This window comes from Acidobacteriota bacterium (assembly GCA_016208495.1).
Taxonomy (GTDB): domain Bacteria; phylum Acidobacteriota; class Blastocatellia; order Chloracidobacteriales; family Chloracidobacteriaceae; genus JACQXX01.
Genome location: JACQXX010000007.1, coordinates 49738 through 72036 on the forward strand (window position 1 = coordinate 49738; position 22299 = coordinate 72036).

General features: G+C 51.9%; 13 protein-coding genes and 1 tRNA gene. 6 read left to right on the forward strand and 8 right to left on the reverse strand.

All coding sequences use genetic code 11. The annotated features are described in order from the left end of the window. Positions 1 to 124 precede the first annotated feature (124 nt). Positions 125 to 3826: an Ig-like domain-containing protein gene (locus HY774_01210; protein ID MBI4747081.1), complete on the forward strand. Its 3702-nt coding sequence runs from the start codon at positions 125 to 127 to the stop codon at positions 3824 to 3826. 324 nt (positions 3827 to 4150) lie between these two features. After that, positions 4151 to 7606 carry a carboxypeptidase regulatory-like domain-containing protein gene (locus tag HY774_01215; GenBank protein MBI4747082.1) on the forward strand — a complete coding sequence of 1152 codons (3456 nt, stop codon included), beginning with the start codon at positions 4151 to 4153 and terminating at the stop codon, positions 7604 to 7606. 626 nt (positions 7607 to 8232) lie between these two features. Here the strand turns inward: HY774_01215 and HY774_01220 are convergent. Together HY774_01220 and HY774_01225 are read right to left on the reverse strand one after the other, a co-directional pair. After that, the gene (locus tag HY774_01220) at positions 8233 to 9618 is read right to left on the reverse strand and encodes a PEGA domain-containing protein (GenBank protein MBI4747083.1); all 1386 of its coding nucleotides are present in this window, start codon (positions 9616 to 9618) and stop codon (positions 8233 to 8235) included. Continuing rightward, positions 9602 to 11737 (reverse strand): SUMF1/EgtB/PvdO family nonheme iron enzyme, encoded by a 2136-nt coding sequence (locus HY774_01225; GenBank protein ID MBI4747084.1) that lies wholly within the window; start codon positions 11735 to 11737, stop codon positions 9602 to 9604. Before HY774_01225 ends, HY774_01220 begins: the two co-directional genes overlap by 17 nt. 362 nt (positions 11738 to 12099) lie before the next feature. Between HY774_01225 and HY774_01230 the strand changes: the two genes are divergently transcribed. Further along, positions 12100 to 12678, forward strand: coding sequence for a sigma-70 family RNA polymerase sigma factor (locus HY774_01230; GenBank protein ID MBI4747085.1), 579 nt, complete (start codon positions 12100 to 12102; stop codon positions 12676 to 12678). 104 nt (positions 12679 to 12782) lie between these two features. Beyond that, positions 12783 to 14219, forward strand: a complete 1437-nt coding sequence (gene pyk / locus HY774_01235) for a pyruvate kinase (GenBank protein ID MBI4747086.1) — start codon at positions 12783 to 12785, stop codon at positions 14217 to 14219. Positions 14220 to 14642: 423 nt separating this feature from the next. Here the strand turns inward: pyk and HY774_01240 are convergent, their stop codons facing one another. The 5 genes from HY774_01240 to HY774_01260 form a co-directional block, all read right to left on the reverse strand. Further along, positions 14643 to 15164, reverse strand: coding sequence for a DUF4365 domain-containing protein (locus HY774_01240; GenBank protein MBI4747087.1), 522 nt, complete (start codon positions 15162 to 15164; stop codon positions 14643 to 14645). Between the two features lie 102 nt (positions 15165 to 15266). Then, positions 15267 to 17213 carry a serine/threonine protein kinase gene (locus HY774_01245; GenBank protein ID MBI4747088.1) on the reverse strand — a complete coding sequence of 649 codons (1947 nt, stop codon included), beginning with the start codon at positions 17211 to 17213 and terminating at the stop codon, positions 15267 to 15269. A gap of 227 nt (positions 17214 to 17440) precedes the next feature. Next, the gene (locus tag HY774_01250) at positions 17441 to 17638 is read right to left on the reverse strand and encodes a hypothetical protein (protein ID MBI4747089.1); all 198 of its coding nucleotides are present in this window, start codon (positions 17636 to 17638) and stop codon (positions 17441 to 17443) included. Between the two features lie 135 nt (positions 17639 to 17773). Next, on the reverse strand, positions 17774 to 18148 hold the full coding sequence (locus tag HY774_01255) for a hypothetical protein (protein MBI4747090.1): 375 nt from the start codon (positions 18146 to 18148) through the stop codon (positions 17774 to 17776). A gap of 503 nt (positions 18149 to 18651) precedes the next feature. Continuing rightward, positions 18652 to 18726, reverse strand: a tRNA-Cys gene (locus HY774_01260). Between the two features lie 238 nt (positions 18727 to 18964). Here HY774_01260 and HY774_01265 point away from each other — a divergent pair. Next, positions 18965 to 19798 carry a zinc-ribbon domain-containing protein gene (locus HY774_01265; protein ID MBI4747091.1) on the forward strand — a complete coding sequence of 278 codons (834 nt, stop codon included), beginning with the start codon at positions 18965 to 18967 and terminating at the stop codon, positions 19796 to 19798. A 108-nt stretch (positions 19799 to 19906) separates the two neighbouring features. Then, positions 19907 to 21067, forward strand: coding sequence for a hypothetical protein (locus tag HY774_01270; GenBank protein MBI4747092.1), 1161 nt, complete (start codon positions 19907 to 19909; stop codon positions 21065 to 21067). A 134-nt stretch (positions 21068 to 21201) separates the two neighbouring features. On the opposite strand, the gene ruvB is transcribed toward HY774_01270, so the two are convergent. Beyond that, complete coding sequence (ruvB, locus tag HY774_01275) at positions 21202 to 22284, reverse strand: Holliday junction branch migration DNA helicase RuvB (GenBank protein ID MBI4747093.1); 1083 nt, start codon at positions 22282 to 22284, stop codon at positions 21202 to 21204. Positions 22285 to 22299: the final 15 nt, after the last annotated feature.

Here is a 22299-nt window from a genome sequence, read left to right on the forward strand (position 1 = left end):
AAGAAACTACCTGGTGTTTGGTGCTTAGGAGTCAGTATTTTCCAAGAACCAGGAACCAGGAACTAAAAAAATTCTTCATTCTCAATTCTTCATTCTCAATTCTTCATTCAATTTGGTGTGAAGTATGCGACTGCGAGTTTTCAAGCTCTTTATTCTGAGTGTGGTTTTCGTGATGGCCGGGCTGTGGTGTGGGCCTCTCACGGGAGTTGCCTCTTCTCGCTTATCTCCCTTGGATTTCTGGAACCCGGAACCCGGAACCCGGAACCCGGAACCCGAGCGTTCGTCCCTCAAGATCAAGCAACGCAATCCAGTCACCAACGAAGGCAACCAGATTACCCTGATGGCACTGGATGCCCAGGAGAAGCCAGCCAGCGGTGTGATGTGGAGTTCTGGCAGCCCTGACATTGCCGAAGTTGACCCACAAACCGGACGGGTTCGAGGTGTCCGTCAGGGATTTGCCACTGTTACGGCTTCAAATGGCAACACTACGGATTCGGTATTTGTCGTCGTCACGCGAGTCAAAAACGGACCGGCTGAAAAAGTCCCCGGTGAAACCAAAGTTGATCAAAATGGACGACTCTATCTGACCAACCCAGCCCAAAACACTATTTTGCGAGCGACTGATGCCTTGAACGCGTCGCTGAAAGTTTTTGCCGGTCAACGCGGCGCCCGTGGCTTGCAAGACGGAAGTACCACGCACGCACTTTTTGCCGGACCAACCGCAATTGGCATTGATGGGCGGGTTCAAGGTGGGGTGTATGTCGCGGATACCTTAAACCACTGTGTTCGAAAAATCGGATTTACTAATCAGGTTGAAACTGTGCTCGGAACAGGTGATCCCGGAACACCAGTCTTTGACAGCCAGGGAAGTGCTGCCTTGAACCAGATGGTTTTTCGTAGCCCACGCGGCATCGCGGTTGAAAGCGGCGGCAACCTCTTTCTGGCGGATACCGATAACCATGCGATTTACTTTGTGGACCTGGGCGCAAAACGCGTCTGGCTACTGGCTGGAAGACCTGGGCAATCAGGCGTGCTTGATGGAACTGGTATCGAAGCCCGGTTTTCACGCCCGGCTGGGCTGGCGTTAAACTCAACTGGACGAGTCCTGGCCGTTGCCGATCAGGACAATAACCGCGTGCGATTGCTTGAGTTAACCCAAACCGAAAGCGGTAGCTTGACTTGCCGAGTGTCAACCGTCGGTACTCAATCTGCTGCGCGGGCATTTGAAACAACACCGCAATCTGGCGAGCCAATTGAGTTTTCAAAGCCGGGTTCACTCAGTTTTGACAGCGTAGACAATTTGAATGTGGTTGATGAAACCGGCGCCTTCCTTGTAACCCAACCCCTTGGACAATATTCGAGGAAAATTGATCTTGCCCAGCCGGAAGTGACTTTTAATCAACCGTTTAGCGTTACGATTCGCGGCACGGATACGTTTGTCCTGGATCCGGGAGCGGCTGAAGACAGACAGGCTTTGAAAATTGTAACGGTTGGTGGTCCTGAAATCACCGATGTCAATCGTGAAACAGTTCGGGCCGAAGGTGGCGAAGAAGTCATTGTCACCGGCAAGAACTTCGCCCCGGAATCAATTGTCAGCCTTGGGGATGCTCCGGTGGAAGATTTACAGATTGAGAGCGCGACCCAATGTCGGTTTCGAGTCCCACGACAGCGCGGGTATGGCAACCGGACACTTACCATTCAGACCCGAGGTGGCCTGGTTCAACGCAGCCTGGCGGTCATTCCAAAACCACTTTCTGAACTGGCGGTAGGTGAAATCACCACAGTCGTTGGAGGCATGCAGGGAGTTGGCGATGGGAGATTGGCAACCGCCGCCACCGTAAATTACCCAACTTCAACCGCGATTGATAGTTCCGGCAATATGTATGTAGCGGATACTTCAAATCGGATTCGCCGGGTGGATGCTCAAACCGGCATCATCACAACCATTGCTGGGACAGGGCGCGGAGGGTTTAGTCCAGATGGCACCCTGGCCGTCACGGCTGATTTGGCCGCCGACAAAGTCGTGATTGATCAGGCGGGAAATCTGCTCATCAATGACAATTACCGAATTCGGCGGATTGATCTTCGAACCGGAGTCTTAACCACAATTGCTGGAACTGGTTCCCCGAACTTTCGTGGCGATGGCGGACCGGCCATTGAAGCTGGAATCAACCCGGATAGCTTTGCGATTGATCGGGTTGGGAATCTGTTTATTGTTGATCGCAGCAGTCGGATTCGCCGGGTGGATGCCCAAACCGGCATCATCACCACGGTGGCTGGTACTGGAAAACGTGAATACAGCGGGGATGGCGGCCCGGCAACACGCGCTGGACTCTTTCGACCATCAAATGTCGCGGTGGATGGTCGTGGGAACCTCTTTATTGCTGATCGCCAAAATCACCGAATTCGCCGGGTGGACGCCCAAACCGGCATCATTACCACCGTTGCCGGGTCTGGAGCTGAAGGATTGAGCGGGGATGGTGGTCCGGCGACTGCTGCCCGGTTGTCTTATCCACTCGATGTCGTGATTGATGCTGATGAAAATTTGCTCATCACTGATTCGGGAAATCAACGCATCCGCAAGGTGAATCAAATAACCGGGATTATTTCGACTCTGGTTGGAAGCGGGCCGGCAGGGTTTGGCGGATTTGAGTTTGGTGGTGACAATGGACTGGCAACCCAGGCACGGCTGGGATATCCGCATGGGATTGCGATTGACGGGGCGGGAAATCTGTTCATTTGCGACAGTTTCAATCACCGCCTGCGGCGGGTGGATGCCCAAACCGACATCATTACCACTGTGGCTGGAAATGGCATTGCCATTGAACGTCGTGAAGGTGATCTGGCCACCAGCTATTTTCTCCAAATTCCAACCGATGTGGTTGTTACTTCAGCGGGAGATATTCTGGTCTCTGATTTGGTAACCCGTCAGGTATTTCGGGTGGATGCGCTCACCGGTCGAGTCGCTCTCTTTGCTGGAAATGGCAAAATTGAATCAAAAGGTGATGGCGGACCAGCAACGAAAGCTTCCTTTGATACCGTGAGCCAGCTCGGAATTGACGAAAAAAACAATCTGTATATTGTTGATAATCAGTCACTTCGAGTCAGGAAGGTAAATGCGCAAACTGGCGTGATTACAACGATTGCCGGAAATGGCACGTCTGGTTCCGCTGGGGATGGCGGACCAGCCACTGCCGCCAGCCTGGAACCCTGGGCGGTGTTGCCTGACCTGCGCAACAATCAACTCCTGATCACTGACCCGAATAACAGCCAGATTCGTCGGGTTGATCTTCGGACCGGTCTCATTTCCACACTGGTTTCAGCCAGACAGGTCGGAAGCGAACTGGTCAAAGGGAAACGGTTCTCACCTGGATCGTTAGCCACTGATCAGGAAGGGAATCTTTTCATTTCTGATCCGCCAAATAACCGCATCCGCCGCCTTGATGCCCGAACCGGAATGGTAACCACCGTGGTTGGCGGCAATCAGTTTGGCTATGGTGGGGATAACGGACCAGCCTCAGAAGCATTGATCAACCAACCCGGCCCGCTGGTCATTGATGGTGCCGGGAATCTCTTTTTTGTTGATTCTTCAAATCGGGTTGTTCGCAAAATCGAAGCCCAAACCGGAGTGATTTCAACCGTGGCCGGTGGCGGTTTGGTTGATCAATCAGGATTAGGCGGCGACGGTAAATCAGCCGTAACTGCTTCGTTTAGCCTTATTTCCGGACTGGCTCTGGATGCGGCTGGCAATCTCTATCTGGCAGAATATCGCACGACGGGCGAAAGTAGTGCCGTCCGAGTCGTGAAAGGCATTGCCATTCCTTGAATGAAGAATATGGTTAAGTACCTTACCGAAAATTCCAAGACATTTTGAACCACGAAACACACGAAATACACGAAAAGAATCAAACATTTACCAAATTCAATATCTCAGGAAACTTATGACAAAGTACTTAGTGGTTAGTGGTTAGTGGTTAGTGGTTAGAAATCAATACTTTCCAAGAGCTAAGGATCAAACCTGAATTTCGCCCAAAATCGAGCCTTTACAAGAATCAAACTGACTTCCACCTTCTCCTTTATGTCCTTTATGTCTTTTATGTCCTTTGATTTGGGCGCAATCAACCATTAGGCGAAATTTAGGGAATGAAGAATGAAGAAAACAATACTGGTTCTGGCAGTTTGGTTTGTATGGTGTGGCAGCACATGGTTTGCTGGAAAGGCGGTTGCCCAAACCGTGACTGGAACCATTGCCGGGCAGGTCATTGACCAGCAGCAAACTCCGCTGGCTGGAGTTTTGGTCAGGTTTATCAATCTTGAGAACGGGTTTGACTACGGCAAGCGAACTGACCGATTGGGAACCTATCGCATCGAGTTTCTGCCAGCGGGGGCCTATCAGATTGTGGCCGAGAAAGACGGGTTTCGCCCAACCGTTATTGCCCAGTTTTTGGTCGAAGTCAACCGCCAGAAAATCATCAAACCCCCACCCATCCAATTGATTCCACTCAATCTTTCGCCGCCTGCCGTATCGCCTGACCAGGATAAATCCCGGCTGGCTCAGGTCAATGTGACTGACGCGGCTTTGCGCGGAAGCCTTCCAGCCGGTTTTTTGAATGCGCTGCCACTGGCAGGGATCAGGAATTTTGATCGGCTTGCGCTGCTGTTTCCTGGAATTGTCCCGCCGCCGGCAACAACCGGCGCCAATGGTCCAGGGATTGGCCCCGGCGTCGGAACGGCGGGCCAGTTTTCAGTCAATGGGCAACGCGCCCGGAGCAACACGTTCACGGTCAACGGTTCGGACAACAATGATCAGGAAGTTGGTGTCCGCCGTCAGGGATTTACCCCGGCGATTCCGATTCCAGTCGAAGGCATTACCGAATTTCAAATCACGACGCTCCTGGCGGATGCGGAAGCCGGGCGCAACACGGGCGGTCAAATCAATGTGCTGTCACGGTCTGGTTCAAGCGCCGTTCACGGTGAATTTCACGATTTTCTCACTGGTTCAGCCCTGAAAGCGCGTGATTTTTTTGACCTGAGTGGTCCCGGCAATCCTGCCAAAAACTCAGCCATCCAAAATCAAATCGGCGCCAGCCTTGGGTTTCCGATTGTGGCCAATCGGTGGCACATTTTGACCGCGTTTGAACACCAGTTGAGTGTTCGTGACCAGGAAAGCCATTTTGCTGTACCGACACAACTTGAACGCAACACCGCGCTGCAATCAGCCAGACGACGGAGCCGACTTGGAATTGATGTTTTAGATTCAACGTTTTACCCGTTGCCAAACAATCCCGGTGGACCCTATGGCGGCAACACCCTGACAAAAATTTTGAGCGCGGATGGAAATGGAGTGGTCTTCAATCTTGGTCTGGACGGACAAACAGCCATTTGGGGAAGACCAACCACGGTCAGCCTTCGCTACCACATAACTGACGATGATACCCGGATTCCAGTCGTGGACGATGCGATCAATTCGAGTGTGACGGCGCTGACCCGGACCCACAATCTGGCACTGGTCGCCAGTACTGAACTGTCTTCCCGGCTGGCCAATCAGTTCCGGTTTTCGTTTGGTCGAACGGCTTTGCGTTTTGCCCAGGTTGCTGACAGCCCGTTTGTTTTTCAATCTCGCCTGACCAGCCGCGACCGAACCGGAGACGGAACGCCAGACGGACGAACCGGCCCGATTGGGCGGCTTCTTTTGTCGCCATACAGTCCGCTTGGCGTTGACCCCGGAACGTTTCCCCAACGCCGGGTGAATAATACGTTTCAAGTCGCTGACACGCTGGTGAGGGAATTCAGCCGGGTCACGCTCAAGGCTGGCGCCGATGTGCGCCGGGTTCAAATCAACAGTGCCCTGGATCGAAACTACCGGGCCCAGGTCGCCTTTACGCCAGGATTTCTGGTCAGGCGCGATGGCTTGCAACCAGGTTCTGGCGCCGATTTTGCGGCCTTTGGGTTGCCGTCAGATATTTTTCAAGCCCTGGCGGTGACACCTGATTCGTCGCTGGCACTTCGCTTTACCGAAATCAACCTGTTTACTTCAGCTCAACTGCGGATTTCCCCCAATTTTACCCTGGAGTTGGGGCTTCGTTATGAACGCAACACCGTTCCGACTGATGCCACCGGGCGACTTGAACGCTCACTCACGATTCAAAACTCTGAACTTCCACCCTTTGACCCTGAATCGGCGTTTGCTCAGATTTTTCTGGGAGCCCTCGATGCCCAGCGGAGTTTTCTGGGCGGAAGACGCAAAATCATTCGGGGTGATGGTGACAATGTGGCCGTTCGGGCCGGGTTTGCCTGGGATCTTTCAAAAACAGGAAGGATGTCGCTTCGGGGTGGGTACGGGTTGTTTTATGACCCGATTTTGGGCACCGTGGTCAGTCAATCGCGCAACGCATTGCCGGGTTTCATTCCAGTGAATTTTGGTTCTTCGGTCTTGTTTCCCAATGCGTTAAGTGCCAATCCGGCCTTTCTCAGATTTGGAGAGCAACTTGACCAGTCGCTGATTGTCCCTGGCACCCTCAACACGATTTCATTTGCCCCTGAAGACTATGTTTCCGGCATTGGCAGGTTGCTCACGATTGGTGGTTTTTTTGTTGGATCAGGATTTGGGGCGGCAATTACCTTGCCGGATCAGAATCTGACCTCGCCTACCGTGCATCAGTATTCGCTCTCACTTGAACGAACTCTGCCGAATGGTTTTACCGCCAGTCTGGCCTATGTCGGAACAACTGGAAGAAACCTCCTGCGAGTGCGAACACCCAATGGCGGCCAGTTGACGCCACTGGCCATTCGGGTGCTGGCGGGCGGTGTTCCAGCCGTGATTCGGCTGCAAAACCGGCCTAACCCTGACCTGGGGGCCGTGACCGTGTTTGAAAGTTCGGCGCATTCCACCTACAACGGGTTGCAGGCTTCGCTGGTGCGCCGGTTTACCACCGGGTTGGCGGTGCAGGTGAGTTACACCTGGTCGCACGCCATTGACGATGTTTCAGATATCTTTGACACGTCGGGCGCCTCGGCACTGGCTCAAGATGAAACCGGGCGCCAATCATCGCTGAAAACCGAGCGTGGAAACGCCGCTTTTGATGTCCGCCATCGGCTGACGTCAGCCTGGAGTGTTCCAATATCATTGAAGAAATTGAAGTTGGGTGACTTTCAGTTTTCAGGAATCGTGACGTTGCAAACCGGCCAACCATTTACGGTGACTTCTGGTTTTGACACCAACTTTGATGGAAACCTGACGGATCGAATCAACACCACGACTGGATTGCTGATTTCAAACCATGGCCGGACCCGCCTTCAGGTTTTACCGAATATTGATGTTTTTCAATTTTTACCGCCGATTGACAGCGACCATCCGGCGAATGGTCAGGTTGGTCGGAACACTTTTCGTGCCGCAGGGATTGCCTCGGTTGACATGGCCCTGACCAAAAAGATCAGTTTTCGCAATGAGCAAGCGCTGGAGCTTCGCCTGGAAGCCTTTAACCTGTTGAACCGCACCCACTTCGGGATTCCAGTGCGTGTGTTGAATGCCCCCGGATTTGGCTCTTCGGTCAACACATCACTCCCGGCGCGAACGATTCAGGCCGCTGTGAAATTTCAGTTCTAAGGGAGTCGGATGGAAATATCATACCACCAGGGTTTCGGGGTTCAGGGTTTCGGGGTTCAGGGCAGGATCATCCAACTTGCATGGTCACTGCTGGTTTCTCAGCACTTATTTTGAGTGGGATGAGTCAATTCATCACCGAAACCCCGAAACCCCGAAACCCCGAAACCCCGAAACCCCGAAACCCCGAAACCCCGAAACCCCGAAACCCCGAAACCCCGAAACCCTGAACCCGATTTTAGTGGGATTTTATTTTCTTCTGGGTCCCTAATACTACAACGAGGTTTCGGTTTTAACCTGCGAAGCGGGTGATGGCTCGTAGCCCAGGGTGGAGTCTTCGAAACCCTGGGTTGACGGTCATCCCCAATTTCTCCCGCCCCGCCGGCAACCGCCGTAGGCGGTTGCCGGCGGGGCGGGAGGGGGAGCAGGCCGTTGGTCCCAGGGTTGCACCCTGGGCTACATGCCTGCCGCCCAGTTCCTGGGCTTAAAACCCGGTTTTTTATTAAAACCTCGTTGTAATACTAATATCAGTTAGGGTTCAAGGTTCAGGGAAAAAGACAAAAGGGACAAAAAGGACGAAAAGGACATAAATTCGAAGACCTTGAACCCCGAACCCCGAACCCCGAACCCTAATTGACTAAAAGCGGTGACACCACAAAGCCTGTGACCTGAAATGCTTCGCCGGCGGGTGTTGAAAACCCAAGCGTGCCACAGGGAAATGTATTTTGGGCATCTTGAAAGAAACCAATTGAAATTTCTTCGCCGGTCTTGCTCGGGGTAATCCAGTGTTGGATCGTGTTGCCGCTGATTTTGATGTGTACCCGATACGTTTCGCCAGGTTTGAGCGGCGGCAGGATCGGAAGCGGCGCCGTTACTGGTCTGGTCAGATCCAGTTTTCCATCGCGGCAAACATAGGTCTGGAACTTGTTGGGAAATATGCCACCTGGGCCGTTGAGACAAAACAGATAGTAATTCTTTTCATCTTGAGCCCGCACCACCCAGGCTGCCCCACGGTCATTGGTGAGGCGCAGTCCAAAAAAGACTTCACTCTCACAAAATCGCTTCTCTTTCACCACGCCAATCCGCGAAGTAGTCGGCACGGTGAGAATCCCGGTTTCGGCTTTCCATTCCGACGGCGCCTCCCAAAATTGAAGACCACCTTGAAAATTGTCGGCAAATTCCGTTGTGGTCGGCAGGGGAAGCAACCTCGCTTCGAGTTCTACTATTTTTCCAGCCTGCCCGCGAATCAGTTGCTCAAATCTTTCATATCCAAAACGTTCCAGCCGCACAGTATTGGGTTGATCGGGAAGGATCGTCGAAACGCGTAGCTCTCCGGTTGCTGGGACGACCCCGTTTTCCTGACCGTTGATATAAACCCGTGTGCCTTCCTGGGTTTTGATCAGGAGTTGTGCCGTCGCCCGCTCCAGAATCACGGGAAGGCTTTGTGGCGTTGCGCCACTGAGTGTGATTTCACCGGAGAAGGGAAGATATTTGGGCCGCAGGATTTCCACCCGATGATGACCAATCGGTGTTTTGATTCGGATTTCAGTTTCTGAGGTGCGGGTGAGTTCACTGGCGGAAACTTCGTTCCCATCGAGTTTGATGGTTCCGCTGGGAAAGGGCTGTGAAAAAACAAGCTGGATGACGCCAAACCGTGGACGCAGTGCCACTCGCAGCGGGGTTACCGACCCTGGACGAATCGTGACCGATTGCTGGAGCGGTTCATAGTCGGGGTGTTTGACTTCGAGCACGTAGCTCCCTGGTTTCAGGGAAAGCGGTTTGTTGAAATTTCCGGCAGCCGTGGTTTTCCCATGTGATTTTTGGTTAAGGAGCACCTCCGATTCAGGTGGGTCGGTAAACAGAACGAGGGTTCCCGTCAGTGATTTGGCCGGAACCGGTGGGGTGCTACGAGGTGGCAGATCTTTGACCTCGGGGCTTTTCTTTTGTATGCCCAATGCTGTCTGACTGAGCACAAGGCCCAGAAACAGACAGCAAATTTTAATGGTTGATTTCATGGTTGGTAACGGCAAGACGAAAGCCAAGGTTAGGGGCCTGGAAGGTTGGTAAATCCCAGGTGCGAAATGATGTGCGCGAAGCATCCGGAATATTTTTAAAACTGCCTCCTCGAATCATTTTGCAAGTTTTGTCTGATTGGGTCGGAACGTAGCTTCCGCCCGGATAAACTGAAAAATTCGAAGCGGTCCATTCCTTGACATTCCCAGTCATTCCAACAATACCAAATGGACTGATATCCGCATTCTGGGTGGTTACTGGAAGTGGAAACTGTTGATTTTGGAGGCGTTTGGCTACGTTGGCAAAATCTGCATTCCACTCATTTCCCCAGGAAAAAAGTCGGTTATCGCTGCCACGAGCCGCATATTCCCATTCTTCTTCAGTCGGCAGCCGAAGGGGAAGTCCATCACGTCTGGCACGCCAGACACAGTATGCCGTCGCCTGTTCCCAGGTGATGTCTGTCACTGGCCAATCGGCTTGACCAGATGGAAAGGTTGAGCCTTTCCAAACTGGTGGAGGGGTGGTCTGTGTCGCCTGGACAAATTCCAGATATTCCTGATTGGTGACTTCATAGCGACTCAGGAAAAATGATGCCAGTTCGACCTGATGGGCCGGGGTTTCATCTTCTGAAATCTGGCAATCTGGGTTCCCCCGGCATTCGTCAGCGTTTCGGCCAATCGTCACCTTCCCGCCTGGAATCAAAACAAAGTGATCTGCTGGTGGCTGTCGTCGCTCGGGTCTGGCTGGTTGTGACACTCCAGGCAGTTGTGAGGTGATTGGAGTGACTGGTTGAAACCCAAACCACGCCACCCAAACCACACTCAACCCAAGCACTACCGTGGCGAGTCCGTAAGCCGCCACCGACACGATACCGGGCTGCTGCCTGGCCGTGGCCAGTTCTGGCGCTACTTTCACCGGGTGAACCATCCGTGTTTGGCTCACTGACGGTGGAATGGTTTCAAGCTCAAGTGCTGGAATGGTTTCCAATTTCTCAGCCGGAGATAAATAAGGTTGTGTGGACTCATGTTCCCGGTCGGAAATAGCTGACCGAATCGCCTGCAGAAACTCATCCGCTGATGAAAAACGATCCGCCGCCTTTTTGGACATTAGCCGGGTTACCTGATTTGACACGCTGTGGGGAATTTCAGGATACCGTTGATGAAGCTCAGGCGTCGGCAGGTTGACGTGGGCATACATCACCGTCAGGGTCGCGTCGGCTTCGAACGGACGCTCTCCGGCCAGCATTTCATAAACAATGACTCCCAGCGAATACAGGTCTGAACTCACTGTAATGCGATCACCAACGCATTGTTCCGGTGACATATAGTGTGGCGTCCCGCAAATCAAATCTGGATTGGTGAGGGTTTCGGCGATAGTGCCTGGTTTGGCAATTCCGAAGTCGAGGATTTTGACGATTTCTTTGCCATCTTGTTGAGCAAAGAAAATATTGTCGGGCTTTAAGTCACGATGAATCACACCTTTGCGATGGACGTAGCTTAGTGCCGGGCATACCTGCTCAAGGAAAGTCAGTGCTTCATCAAGCGACATTCGCCACCGGGTTTTTAACCGTTGCCGAAGCGACTCACCCTCCAGGTATTCCATAACCAGGTAACAGGCGGTTCCCTGGACACCATAATCAAAGACCCGAACCGAATTGGGATGATCAAGACTGGCGGCGGTTTGCGCTTCGCGTTTGAAACGTTCCAACAGGCTTGGATCCTGGGTAAAGGCACTCTTCAAGACTTTGACGGCCACTAAAATGCCCAGATCAATGTGGCGTGCCTGATACACCCTGGCCATACCGCCCTGGCCAATCAACTTCAGAATGGTGTATTTTTCCAGCAAGGTGGTGCCAATCGCGACCAAATCGGATTCACGTTCTGGCTCGGGCCTAACTGGTGGAGAATCAAGTGTTTTGGCTCTCGAATCCAGTTCAACAACCGGTGATGATTCAAGAAAGGCATGGGCTTCATTTTCAAAGGCGAGTAGCTGATTGACCTCCTGATACAGCGAAGGGTCCGTCGAGCACACCTTGGCTAGAAAGCGGGACCGCTCGTGTTCTTCAACCGATAATGCCTCGGCGACCAGTTCTTTGACCTGTTGCCAGCGTTCCGGCGTCAATTGAAACCCTCCGTCAGTACCGCCTGCGTGAGCGGGTGGGGATTTTGTTTGATTGGGGCCACCCACTCACGCAGGTGGTACTGACTTTCCATTCAAGAACGTGTATTGTGTTTCGAACACGGAACCTCATTCTCCCCAACCGTGCCGCTTATTTCCTGAAACCTCTTGTTAAAACGCGCAGCTCATTGATGAAAATGCTCAGGCATTCATCATCGTTTTCATCGTGCGCTCAAATTTCTTTGACTTAACCAGTACGGACATCATTTTCAAATCGTCGCTTTGTATAAGCAAATGGTTAAATAGTTGAAAAAACTGTATTTCTCTAAACCTCGAACCCCGAACCCCGCAACCCTGAATCGTCTATGACTGATCGTCTTGAAGAAAATGTACAAGATGTCACTGAATTGCTGCTCCGGTTTAGCCAGGGGGATAAAACAGTCCACGATGAGCTGATGCTGGCGGTGTATACCGACCTGCGCAAATTTGCCAAAATGCTCCTCAGTCGTGAACGGTCCAACCATACGCTGCAGGCCACCGCGCTGGTGCATGAAGCGTACCTTCGACTTGTGCGCCAGGATCGGGTTCAATGGCAAAATCGCGCGCATTTTCTCGGCGTGGCGGCCCAGATGATGCGCCGCATTTTAGTTGACCACGCCCGCACAAAACAGGCGGAAAAACGCGGCGGTGAAGATATTCGAATTGCTTTGGAAGATGCCTTTGAAATCCCGCAAAAAAAGGATGTTGATCTCATTTTGCTGGATGAAGCGCTGACAACACTGGCCGCGATGGATCCGCGCCAGAGCCAGATTGTGGAATTGAGGTTTTTTGGCGGTTTGTCAGTCGAAGAAACCGCCGAAGTCCTCGGCATTTCAGTGGCAACCGTGATGCGTGAATGGCGGGTTGCCAAACTCTGGCTATATCAGCAAATTCTCAAGGGTTAACAAGTTTGTAGACGGAAAGAAAGCCCCTTTGTTACGCGAGAACCCGTGCCGCTTGAACCGGGCACGGGTCATGCTCCTTCACTCCAATCCAAAGGATATTCCACATGGCACGAGCAAAAATCGTCGCGACGATTGGTCCGGCTTCGCGGTCACACGAGACCCTGCGTAGCCTGATCCTGGCGGGTATGAACGTCGCCCGCATCAACATGTCACATGGCACCCACGAAGGCCATGCCCAGGCAATTAATTCTATTCGCGCACTGGCGGAGGAACTTCACCTGCCGATGGCGATTCTGGTTGATCTGTGCGGCCCAAAGATTCGCACCGGAAAACTCGAAAACGGTGGCCCGATTGAAATCAAAGCCGGTGACCGCATCACGCTCACACCTGAAGAAATCCTAGGAACAGCCGAGCGGGTGACCTGCAGCTATGAATTGCTGGCCATGGATGCCCGCCTGGGTGACCGCATTCTGATTGATGATGGGTTGATTGAATTGCAGGTCCAGGAAATCCAGGGTGCAGATGTGACGTGTCTGATTTTGAATGGTGGATTGCTCAACGAACGCAAAGGCATCAATTTGCCGAGTATCCCGACGTCACTTCCGTCGTTGACTGAGAAAGACCGGGCTGATCTGGCGTTTGGCCTCAAGCACAATGTGGATTACATCGCGATTTCGTTTGTTCGTCGCCCCGAAGATTGCCGCCAGGCGCGTGCGTTGATCGAAGAACATGGTTCGGATGTTCCACTCATTGCCAAAATTGAAAAACCCGAGGCGATTCAACATCTGGCCCAAATTCTGGAAGTTGTTGATGGAGTGATGGTTGCCCGAGGTGATCTTGGCGTCGAAGCCGAAACTGAACGGGTGCCGATCTATCAAAAAGAAATCATCCGTCACGCCAACCGCGAACGCAAAGTGGTGATTACCGCCACCCAGATGCTCCAATCAATGGTGGAGAATCCGCGTCCGACCCGGGCCGAAGCGTCTGACGTCGCCAATGCCGTGCTCGATGGCACCGACGCCGTGATGCTCTCCGCCGAAACGGCGGCTGGAAACCACCCGGTGGAATCAGTCCGCACCATGCGTCGCATTATCGAATACACCGAAGAAGTCGTGACCTATCAGCGACCTAGCGGACGTGACTATCTGCGCGGCACACCAACCGGCTCGACGATGCGGGCGCTCGCTGAAGCCGCTTTGTTTGCAGCGGATGAAATCAAAGCCAAAGTGATCCTGGTCTATACCGAACGCGGCAAAATGGCCCAACATCTGGCCGCAACGCGTCCGCACCAGCGCATCATCTGCCTGACCCACTATAAAGAGACGTTTCGTCGGTTGAGTTTAATTTGGGGAGTGGAACCGGTTCTTCTGAAAAAAGCACCTGCCGTCGAAGCCCTTTTCCATCAAGGAGATGAAGCGCTGATTGAACTCGGCTGGGCCCAACGTGGCGAAAAAGTGATTGTGATGGCCGGCAAAGTAACCGGCTTGCCGATTTCAAATATGGTCCGCGTTCATCGCGTCGGTGAGTTTAGCCATCCCTGAAGCAATCGTCAGTACCGCTTTGGAGTAGAGCCGGGGTTTGTCAACTCACTTTCTTACGGAGGTGGTCCTGACCTTTGGCTGGTCTTTTTTCTTTTTGAACCCCTTTTTGGCTTACCTGGGCAGTCAGATCATTTCTGATCAAGTCCCCTTCCAGAATCATTTGAATCAAAAAATCTGGTGTTTTCTCTTCAACCACAGCAAGCAAATTCAGTGCTTCAACCAAACGGTTGTTCGAATCTTCAAATTGACAGTGGATTGGTAAAATAAGCTGTAATGGGTTTCCATCGTCGTCCAATGGTCCCTCAAACACAAAGATCCGTTTATTCGGGTGTTCCGCTTGAATCCACCCATGTTTTTCAAGAAAAGCCACAATTTGATCAATCGAAAGCTTTTTTAACTTTTGAGGGTCAATAAAAGTCTTATTTATCGCCATAAACCTTGCCTGACTTTCCCAAGAAGTTCGATGAGAGATTCGGTTGTGAGACGTCGTGTTCGTGGGATGTGAACCGCACAAGCTTTTTTATTGTTTGTCAGTTTTCCATCCAATCGTTCCCAATAACAGCATTTTCGGAGTAGGAGATATTCTTCAGTGCTTTCCAACCATTCATCTGTTTTAGTAGGAAGACATAATAAAATCAATATTTTAGGTATTGCCCCTGATGTAGTATTACGGTCAACAATCTTGTTATAGGCGATAGCCTCCATGTTGAAAATAATGTGAGATTCTTTGAATCGCCAATCTGTAGAGGCTTTTATTTGGAAATCCAGAGGGAACCCACTTTCCACCAACCGTCCGTTAAATTCTTTGATGTGGTGAAAAGTGCCGTCTACACCATAATCAAATTCTCGTTTTGTCTCAAAACTCAGATTTAATCTTGCCTGACCTGCTATCGCTTGAACATAAGCTCGACTCAATGACTCCATACTATGTTGTTGAGTTAACACAGACAAAAAGCCTCCCGGATGTATGACATAACTCCCTTATGGTTGAAAGCAATAGTTAGTATGGAAATACAATGAAATAGTAACTTACTCCCTGGTCTTCCTTCAATTTTCTTGGGGCAATTCCCATACCCGGACCTGCTTGTCCCATCCGCCAGAAGCCAGATGGGTAAAGTTGGGGGAAAAGGCAACGCTGGTGACGCCCAGGGTATGATCTTCAAAGCAGCACAATTCGCGTCCGGATTCGACATCCCACAGCCGGACGGTGCTATCCATCCCACCTGAAACCATCAACATTCCATCCCGTGAAAACGCAACCGATGTGACCGGCTCCGTGTGTCCGTCAAAGCGGGCTACCCACTGGCTAGTTTCAAGCTGGAGAAGATGGATGGCTTTCCCACCACTTCCAACCACCGCAAAAGCGCCATCTGGTGAAAAGGCAATGCTTGACACACTGTCCCATTGCTGAAGCGTTTTCAAAAGCTGGCCGGTTTCGATATCCCACAGATACACATGCGGATCATGTCCGCCGGAAAGCGCCCAGCGTCCATTGGGCGAAACCGCCACCGCCAGAATTGAGCCATGCGGATTGCGAAGCCGCCAGAGTTCGCGACCGCGCTCGACATCCCATACCCCCAACGTGTTGTCACTGCTCCCGGAAACTGCATACCGCCCATTTGGCAGAAACTGAAGGCTGTGAATGGCACTTCCGTGACCTTTGAGTGATGCCAGTTCACGTCCGGTTTCGAGATCCCACAGCCGCAACACACCTGCCCGTGTTCCCGAAAGCAGTAAATTCCCGTGCGGTGAAACCGCCAGCGATTCAATCGCCGACGGAGGCCCCACCGCCGGCAGCAACTGACCAGTTTGCTGACTTGTTTCAACATCCCAGATTTTGATTGACGTGTCGTGACTTCCGGAAATCACAAACTGGCCGTTTGGCGTGAAACAAACACTACTCACACCGCTGGTATGTCCTGACAACACTCGAACTTTGCATTTGGATGGGCTGATATGAAAATTTGTTCCAAATAAAGCCGCCGGCGCCATCACCTGGGTATCACTCTGCTTGCCAGGTGGAATAATTTGGGCAAGTGAGGGGAGTTCCTGTGATGGATGAATGACGGTGGCGGCTTCGCTCCCGCTCCCGCGAGCCTCGGTGTTGTCCACTGTTTGTCGGCTGGCGGTTTTTCGCGTCGGACTGGTATTTAACAGGGGCGTTGTCCGCCGGGCCCGCAACGATTGGCGGAGTTCGCCCACACTGGCTGGGCGTTGTTCGCGGGTCAGCGCCATGGTTTGCTGGAGCGCCTGTCCAATTTGAAGTGGAACGGTTGGAGTGACCTGATGCGCCGGAGTCAGCGGATCGGTTGAATTACTGATAAGTTGCATGGCCCGGTTGAGTGCGTCCACCGGTTTTCGACCTGTCAACAGGTGATAGAGCGTGGCCGCCACCGAGTAGAGGTCGCTCCGCTCATCGGTTCCGGTGCCCTGCATTTGTTCGGGCGGGGCGTAGTTCGGCGTGTAGCCAAACACGCTCCGATTGTCGCCTCCGGTGGCAATTGTGGCCGAAGACGGTCCTTTTGCCAGACCAAAATCGAGCAGAATAAGCTGGCCCTGCTGATTGAGTTTCAGGTTTTGGGGTTTGATATCGCGGTGAATGATTGGCGGTTGCTGTCCGTGGAGGTATTCGATGACATCGAGCAATTGATCAGCCCAACGGGAGACTTCTTCGAGGGAAAACGCACCGCCGCGCCGCTTGAGCATATCGCCCAGGTCAGTCCCTGGAATAAATTCCATCACCAGAAATTGGCCCTGTTTGTCGGAAAAATAATCGCTCACCCGTGGGAGTGCCGGATGTTTGAGCCGGGCCAGCAACCGGGCTTCGCGTTCAAAGGCACGCCGGCCTTCATCTTCATCAAAGAAGGTCTCTTTGAGTGCCACCGTATGATTGAGCCGCTGGTCGCGGGCTTCATAAACAGCCCCCATCCCACCCTGACCAATCAGGCGCACCACAAGATAGCGATTCTGCAGGAGCGTGTTGGGAGACAGCATAGTGAGCGAGTAGCGAGTCGCGAGTAGTCAATCTTACCTGTGAGGTGAGCAGGTACGTGACACGTCAGTCCCACCAGCGTGAGCCAGCGAGTTGAATTCCCTGGATGTATTTTTGTGTGAAGGAAAGTGCCAAACAGATTAGCATCGAACCGGGGAAGTTTGAAGCGAAGGGCGGATGTGTCGGCAACAAGTCAATACCATCCAATTCAGGCAGGCTTACTGATGGATCATGACCAGCCTCCCATAAATCCTTCATAATTTGCCGGATAGACAAAACCAACATATGGGTTTTTGACCCCCTCCTGCTTTGCTTTTTCAAAAGCTTCAGGATAGTTTCGCCCTGTTCCAAGCAATCGGTCACCATCAAGGGCCACATACAATCCAGCGTATTTATCCTGATGGGTATTCAGCCACTCTGTGCGCAAACGGCGTTTGTGTTCTCGTTCTGCGACATCTGGCTCTAGTGCGCGACTCTTTTTTGTTGGTGTAAATAGCGTTCGAGCTGTTCCAGTTCCTGTGCATTCAGTTGGGTGATTTGCTGCTTGATAGTTTCCAGTAACTCAATTGACATGGTTAATCCCTCCCATTTCGGGGATTTCATCAGGTTTTGGCAAATAAGTAACAAAAGCCTGTTTTTTCCCGGCAGCGATTGCGGTTTCTCGGGCCTCACGAAACGTGCGACCTGTATTTATAAGATGACCATCTTCAATTGCGATGTACTGCCCTCCGAATTCCTGGCTGTTTGCTTTCATCCACTCCATATTCCGTAAACGCCTCTGTTCAATCTCATCATCCGCACTCGATTGTGCCTGTTTGGAGGAAGTCGCCGTTTCGAGTTTCAGATGTGCTTCCAGGAATTGTGAAAGTTCTGCTCTTTCCTGCCTCGACAAAGTGGCAATTTGCTGCTTGATGATTTCCAATGCCTCGGTTGACATAAGCTGACGCTCCTCAGAGTCAATGGTTATGATGATTTAAGTCCAGTTGTTGTAAGCAGATAGATGAGAAATACCAATAGATTAGCATCGAATTGGGGAAGTTTGAAGGGAACAGCAAACCCCTATTTCTTCAACAATACAGTTCAGAGTTCCGCCTTCAGGCGGTTCATCGTCCGTGCTGTTCAATCTGGGAATTCCAGGGCCGCCTGAAGGCGGGACTCTTTACTTTTTCTCCGGTGTGGAAAGGTCGTTTTCGCCCGGATGGATGCGGGTGGTTTAAACGGCGAATCGTGATAAGTACCTTATCACCAGATTAGTGAGAGATTGAATTTGGGAAGTTTTGATTGTTTTCCGTGTTTTCCGTGTTTTCCGTGGTTAAAATGTCTGGAAATTTTCGGTAAGGGACTTCGTGCTCAAGGCGTGCGAAGGCACCAACCTTGTGGAAAGCCGGGTCAGGAATCAATCGAAATTGTCGAGTGGGGAATTGGTCGCGGGAAAGAAAATGGAGGCGGCGATCGGAATCGAACCGATGAATAAAGGTTTTGCAGACCTCTGCCTTACCACTTGGCTACGCCGCCTCACGCCTGATTTGGAAAACAAACTTGAAAGTAGGGGTGCGATGCTAACCGCGGGTCTGGGTTTCTGTCAAGTGGAGAGTGCTGTCACCAGATGACTTGGGCGCCTTAAAACACAAACGGTTTACCTCTGAGGTAGACTTGGTGTAGGGTATGGACATCCTGTCACTATCATCCCCATCGCCGCAAATATCACAATTTCCATTTCTGGTTCAGTTTTTGCGGGAGCACCTGAGACGCCATGATCGTTGCCTGCCCTTCGTGTCACACCAAGTATCAACTCAATCCAGCCAAAGTGGTTGGCGATTGGGCACCGCTCATTTGCCGACATTGTGCCACTCGATTCAACGCCGTGGTGGAGGAGCGTTTACAGCGCGTACCTGCCGAAGGCGTCGTGTTAATGGCCGCACCGTCTTCCTCTCCGGTTCGGGACCCGCTGGTCAAGGCGCTTCGTGAACAGGGGCTGGCGGTCAAAGTGGTCGAGCAGGCGGCGGCGACGTCGCACTACCTTGGTTTGTGTGCCCCCGATATCTTTCTCACCACCCCATTTTTGTCAGATGGCAGCGCTCAAAAGCCCTGTGCCCAAATTCACCGGGACATTCACCTCAAAGGGTGTGCGATTGTGTTGCTTGGGACACATCAATCGGATGAAACCCAGCGCGTGCAATTTTTTGCTGATTTTATCCTGAATACTGAGCAGCCGTTTGAGTCGGTCCTGCGGGACTTTGCGGTGTTTTTGAAGCATTTCCGGGCGAGCCAGCAGCAACACGGACAATTTTTAAGTGAACTTCGACGCGCTGAACGTTTGGCACGCACCATTCTTTCAGATATTATCCTCTACAATCCTGAAGAAGTGGAAAAAGGAATTGTGGAAGGGACCTTCAACGACCTGCTGAGCGAAGAACTCGAAGACGCTCGAAAGTATTATGCTGAACAGGTTCATCCCGACGTACTCCGCGAAACCGACATACTTGAAGATTTGCTGAAAAAATTTATGGTCGAACAACGCCAAAAACACAGTGTTGCGTTGACCGAGCGCGGTGCTCAATCGGCAAATGCTGAAAGTCACTCGTAATTGCCCACCACGAGTCAAATTTGAAGACACTCTTCAGGCCAAGGAGGAAAATCTACGACCCGTTTTAAACTTCCAAACGGGTTTTTCTGAAAGAGTGGAGTCAACCATATGGCAGGCATGAAATTCCGTCGCTCGTGCGACAGTTGTAATGCGACTTTTTTCTCAGAAGATCGAAAAGCTCGATTTTGCCCCAAGCACCAACCCAAACACCAACCAGCACCGACCCTCATTAAATCTCGTCCCCCCCAGTCACCTCAGCATTCGTCGGCTGCTCCGTCTCCTGTCTCATCAGTGTCTCAGGCTGCATCTTCAGCATCACATCAGCATCACCCATCATCGTCACATTCACCACGTCCGCCGTTTCAACGGTCCGGAAAATTTGTGGCTGGTGATCGCCCACGACCAGGCGGTGGCGGCGGTCCCCGAAACCGCCCTTCGTTTCGCGACAACCGAAAGAAAACCCCCAAGCAACCCCGGTTGCCGCAACAGTCGGTGCTCACACCTGAACTGCGTGATCAGATTATCAAAGCTTTTGAAGTCATCAAAAAAGTGCCCGGATCTGAATTGCCCATCAATCAGACGTTGACTGAATTGAATTTGCGGAATATCCACACGCAGATTTCACAGCAGTTATGGGTGAAGCGTTCACTGGTGGCGCAAGTCATTCGTGAAGTCCGCAATCTGGTTCCCGCCGTGACCTCAGTTGATCTCACCCCAGAGCAATATGAGCGGGCGACCCAGATGTATGCGCATTACGTCCAGAATGGACTTCGTCCTGAAGGTGGTCGTCGCAAAAGCATTGCCCGTGAGCTGGGCGTCCCCCTGCAATCAGTGGTGTTGGCTGTGCGGAAATGGGCTCAGGAACGCTATCTGGAATCCCAAACACCGCAGCCAACCCGCCGGCAGCTTTTTGAAATTGAAAAGTGCTACTGGCGGCATATGAACGAGGGTAAAACGCCATATGAACTGTTTCCGGAAGCCATTGCCAAGGAACTGGGATTTGTCACTGGCTATCAGGTCCTGCGCTGGGTAGATGTTTTGCACGACAACACCAAAGTGCTCAATGTGAGTCAGGAGCCAACACCTGAACAGAAAGAGCAGGTCATCACGGCCTATCACGAATACCTCAAATCGGAAAAACCACCTGAACACGCCCTGCATCCGACCCTGGCCAAGCAGGTGGGAATTTCCGCCAAACAGGTCCATAAGGTGCTCTATGACTACCGTATGGCGCAACGTGACCGGTATTTGCAACTGGTGATGGTTTGAGAAAACCTCGGGCTGAAGACGTTGGGCTGAAGAAAACGGGCTTGGGGCTGAAGACTCGCAAGCTCGGGGCTGAAGAAATCGGGTTTCATACCCTGAGCCCGAAGTCTTCAGCCCGAAGATTTCAGTTCCAAGCCCTATTCATTGGCTTTTTCAAACAATGGAGCCGGGCTAAAGGGTGGGGGTGTTATCTGATAAGGAATTCGAAGATGTTCGTAGGCTGCCCGAGTGACCACGCGCCCGCGTGGCGTGCGATTTAAAAAGCCAATCTGAATCAGATACGGCTCGTAAATTTCCTCAATCGCGTCTTTTTCTTCCTGAATAGCCGCCGAAATCGTACTCACCCCAACTGGTCCTCCATCAAATTTTTCAATAATGGTCAGGAGCATCTTCCGGTCAACTTCATCCAGTCCAAACCGGTCTACTTCCATTCGGTTTAATGCTTCACGAGCAATGGTTTCTGTAATTTCACCGCTGTGAAGAACTTCGGCAATATCGCGCACCCGCCGCAAGAGCCGGTTGGCAATGCGAGGCGTTCCACGTGAACGACGGGCAATTTCGAGTGCACCGGTCTGGTCAATAGTTACTTCCAGGATTTTTGCCGAGCGCAAAATAATTTCTGTCAGGTGTTCTTCACCATAAAAATCCAGGTGCAGCGTAATCCCAAACCGACCCCGGAGGGGGGCTGTAATCAGCCCAGCCCGAGTCGTTGCCCCAACCAGGGTAAACGGCGGCAGATCAAGCTTGATAGATCGGGAGGACGGTCCTTGCCCAATCATAATATCAAGCTGATAGTCCTCCATGGCCGGGTACAGGATTTCCTCAATGGCTGGGGACAGCCGGTGAATTTCATCAATAAACAACACATCGTTTTCCTGCAAATTGGTCAGAAGTGCTGCTAAATCACCAGATTTCTCGATCACAGGGCCTGAAGTGGATTTGATTTCGACCCCCATTTCATTGGCCACAATCATGGCCAGTGTGGTTTTCCCCAATCCTGGCGGGCCGTGAAGCAGAACGTGATCCAGCGCTTTCTTCCGATTTCGCGCTGCCTTCATAAAAATCCCCAAGTTATCAGTGGATTTTGATTGCCCAATATACTCGCGCAGAAATTTCGGGCGAAGCGACAATTCGGTGAACTGTTCACCTGGGCCTTCCGATTCCCCAGTGACCAGCCGGTCAGTATGATCAGCTTGTTTTTCTTTGGATGTCTTTGCCATACGGTTCTTCGTACT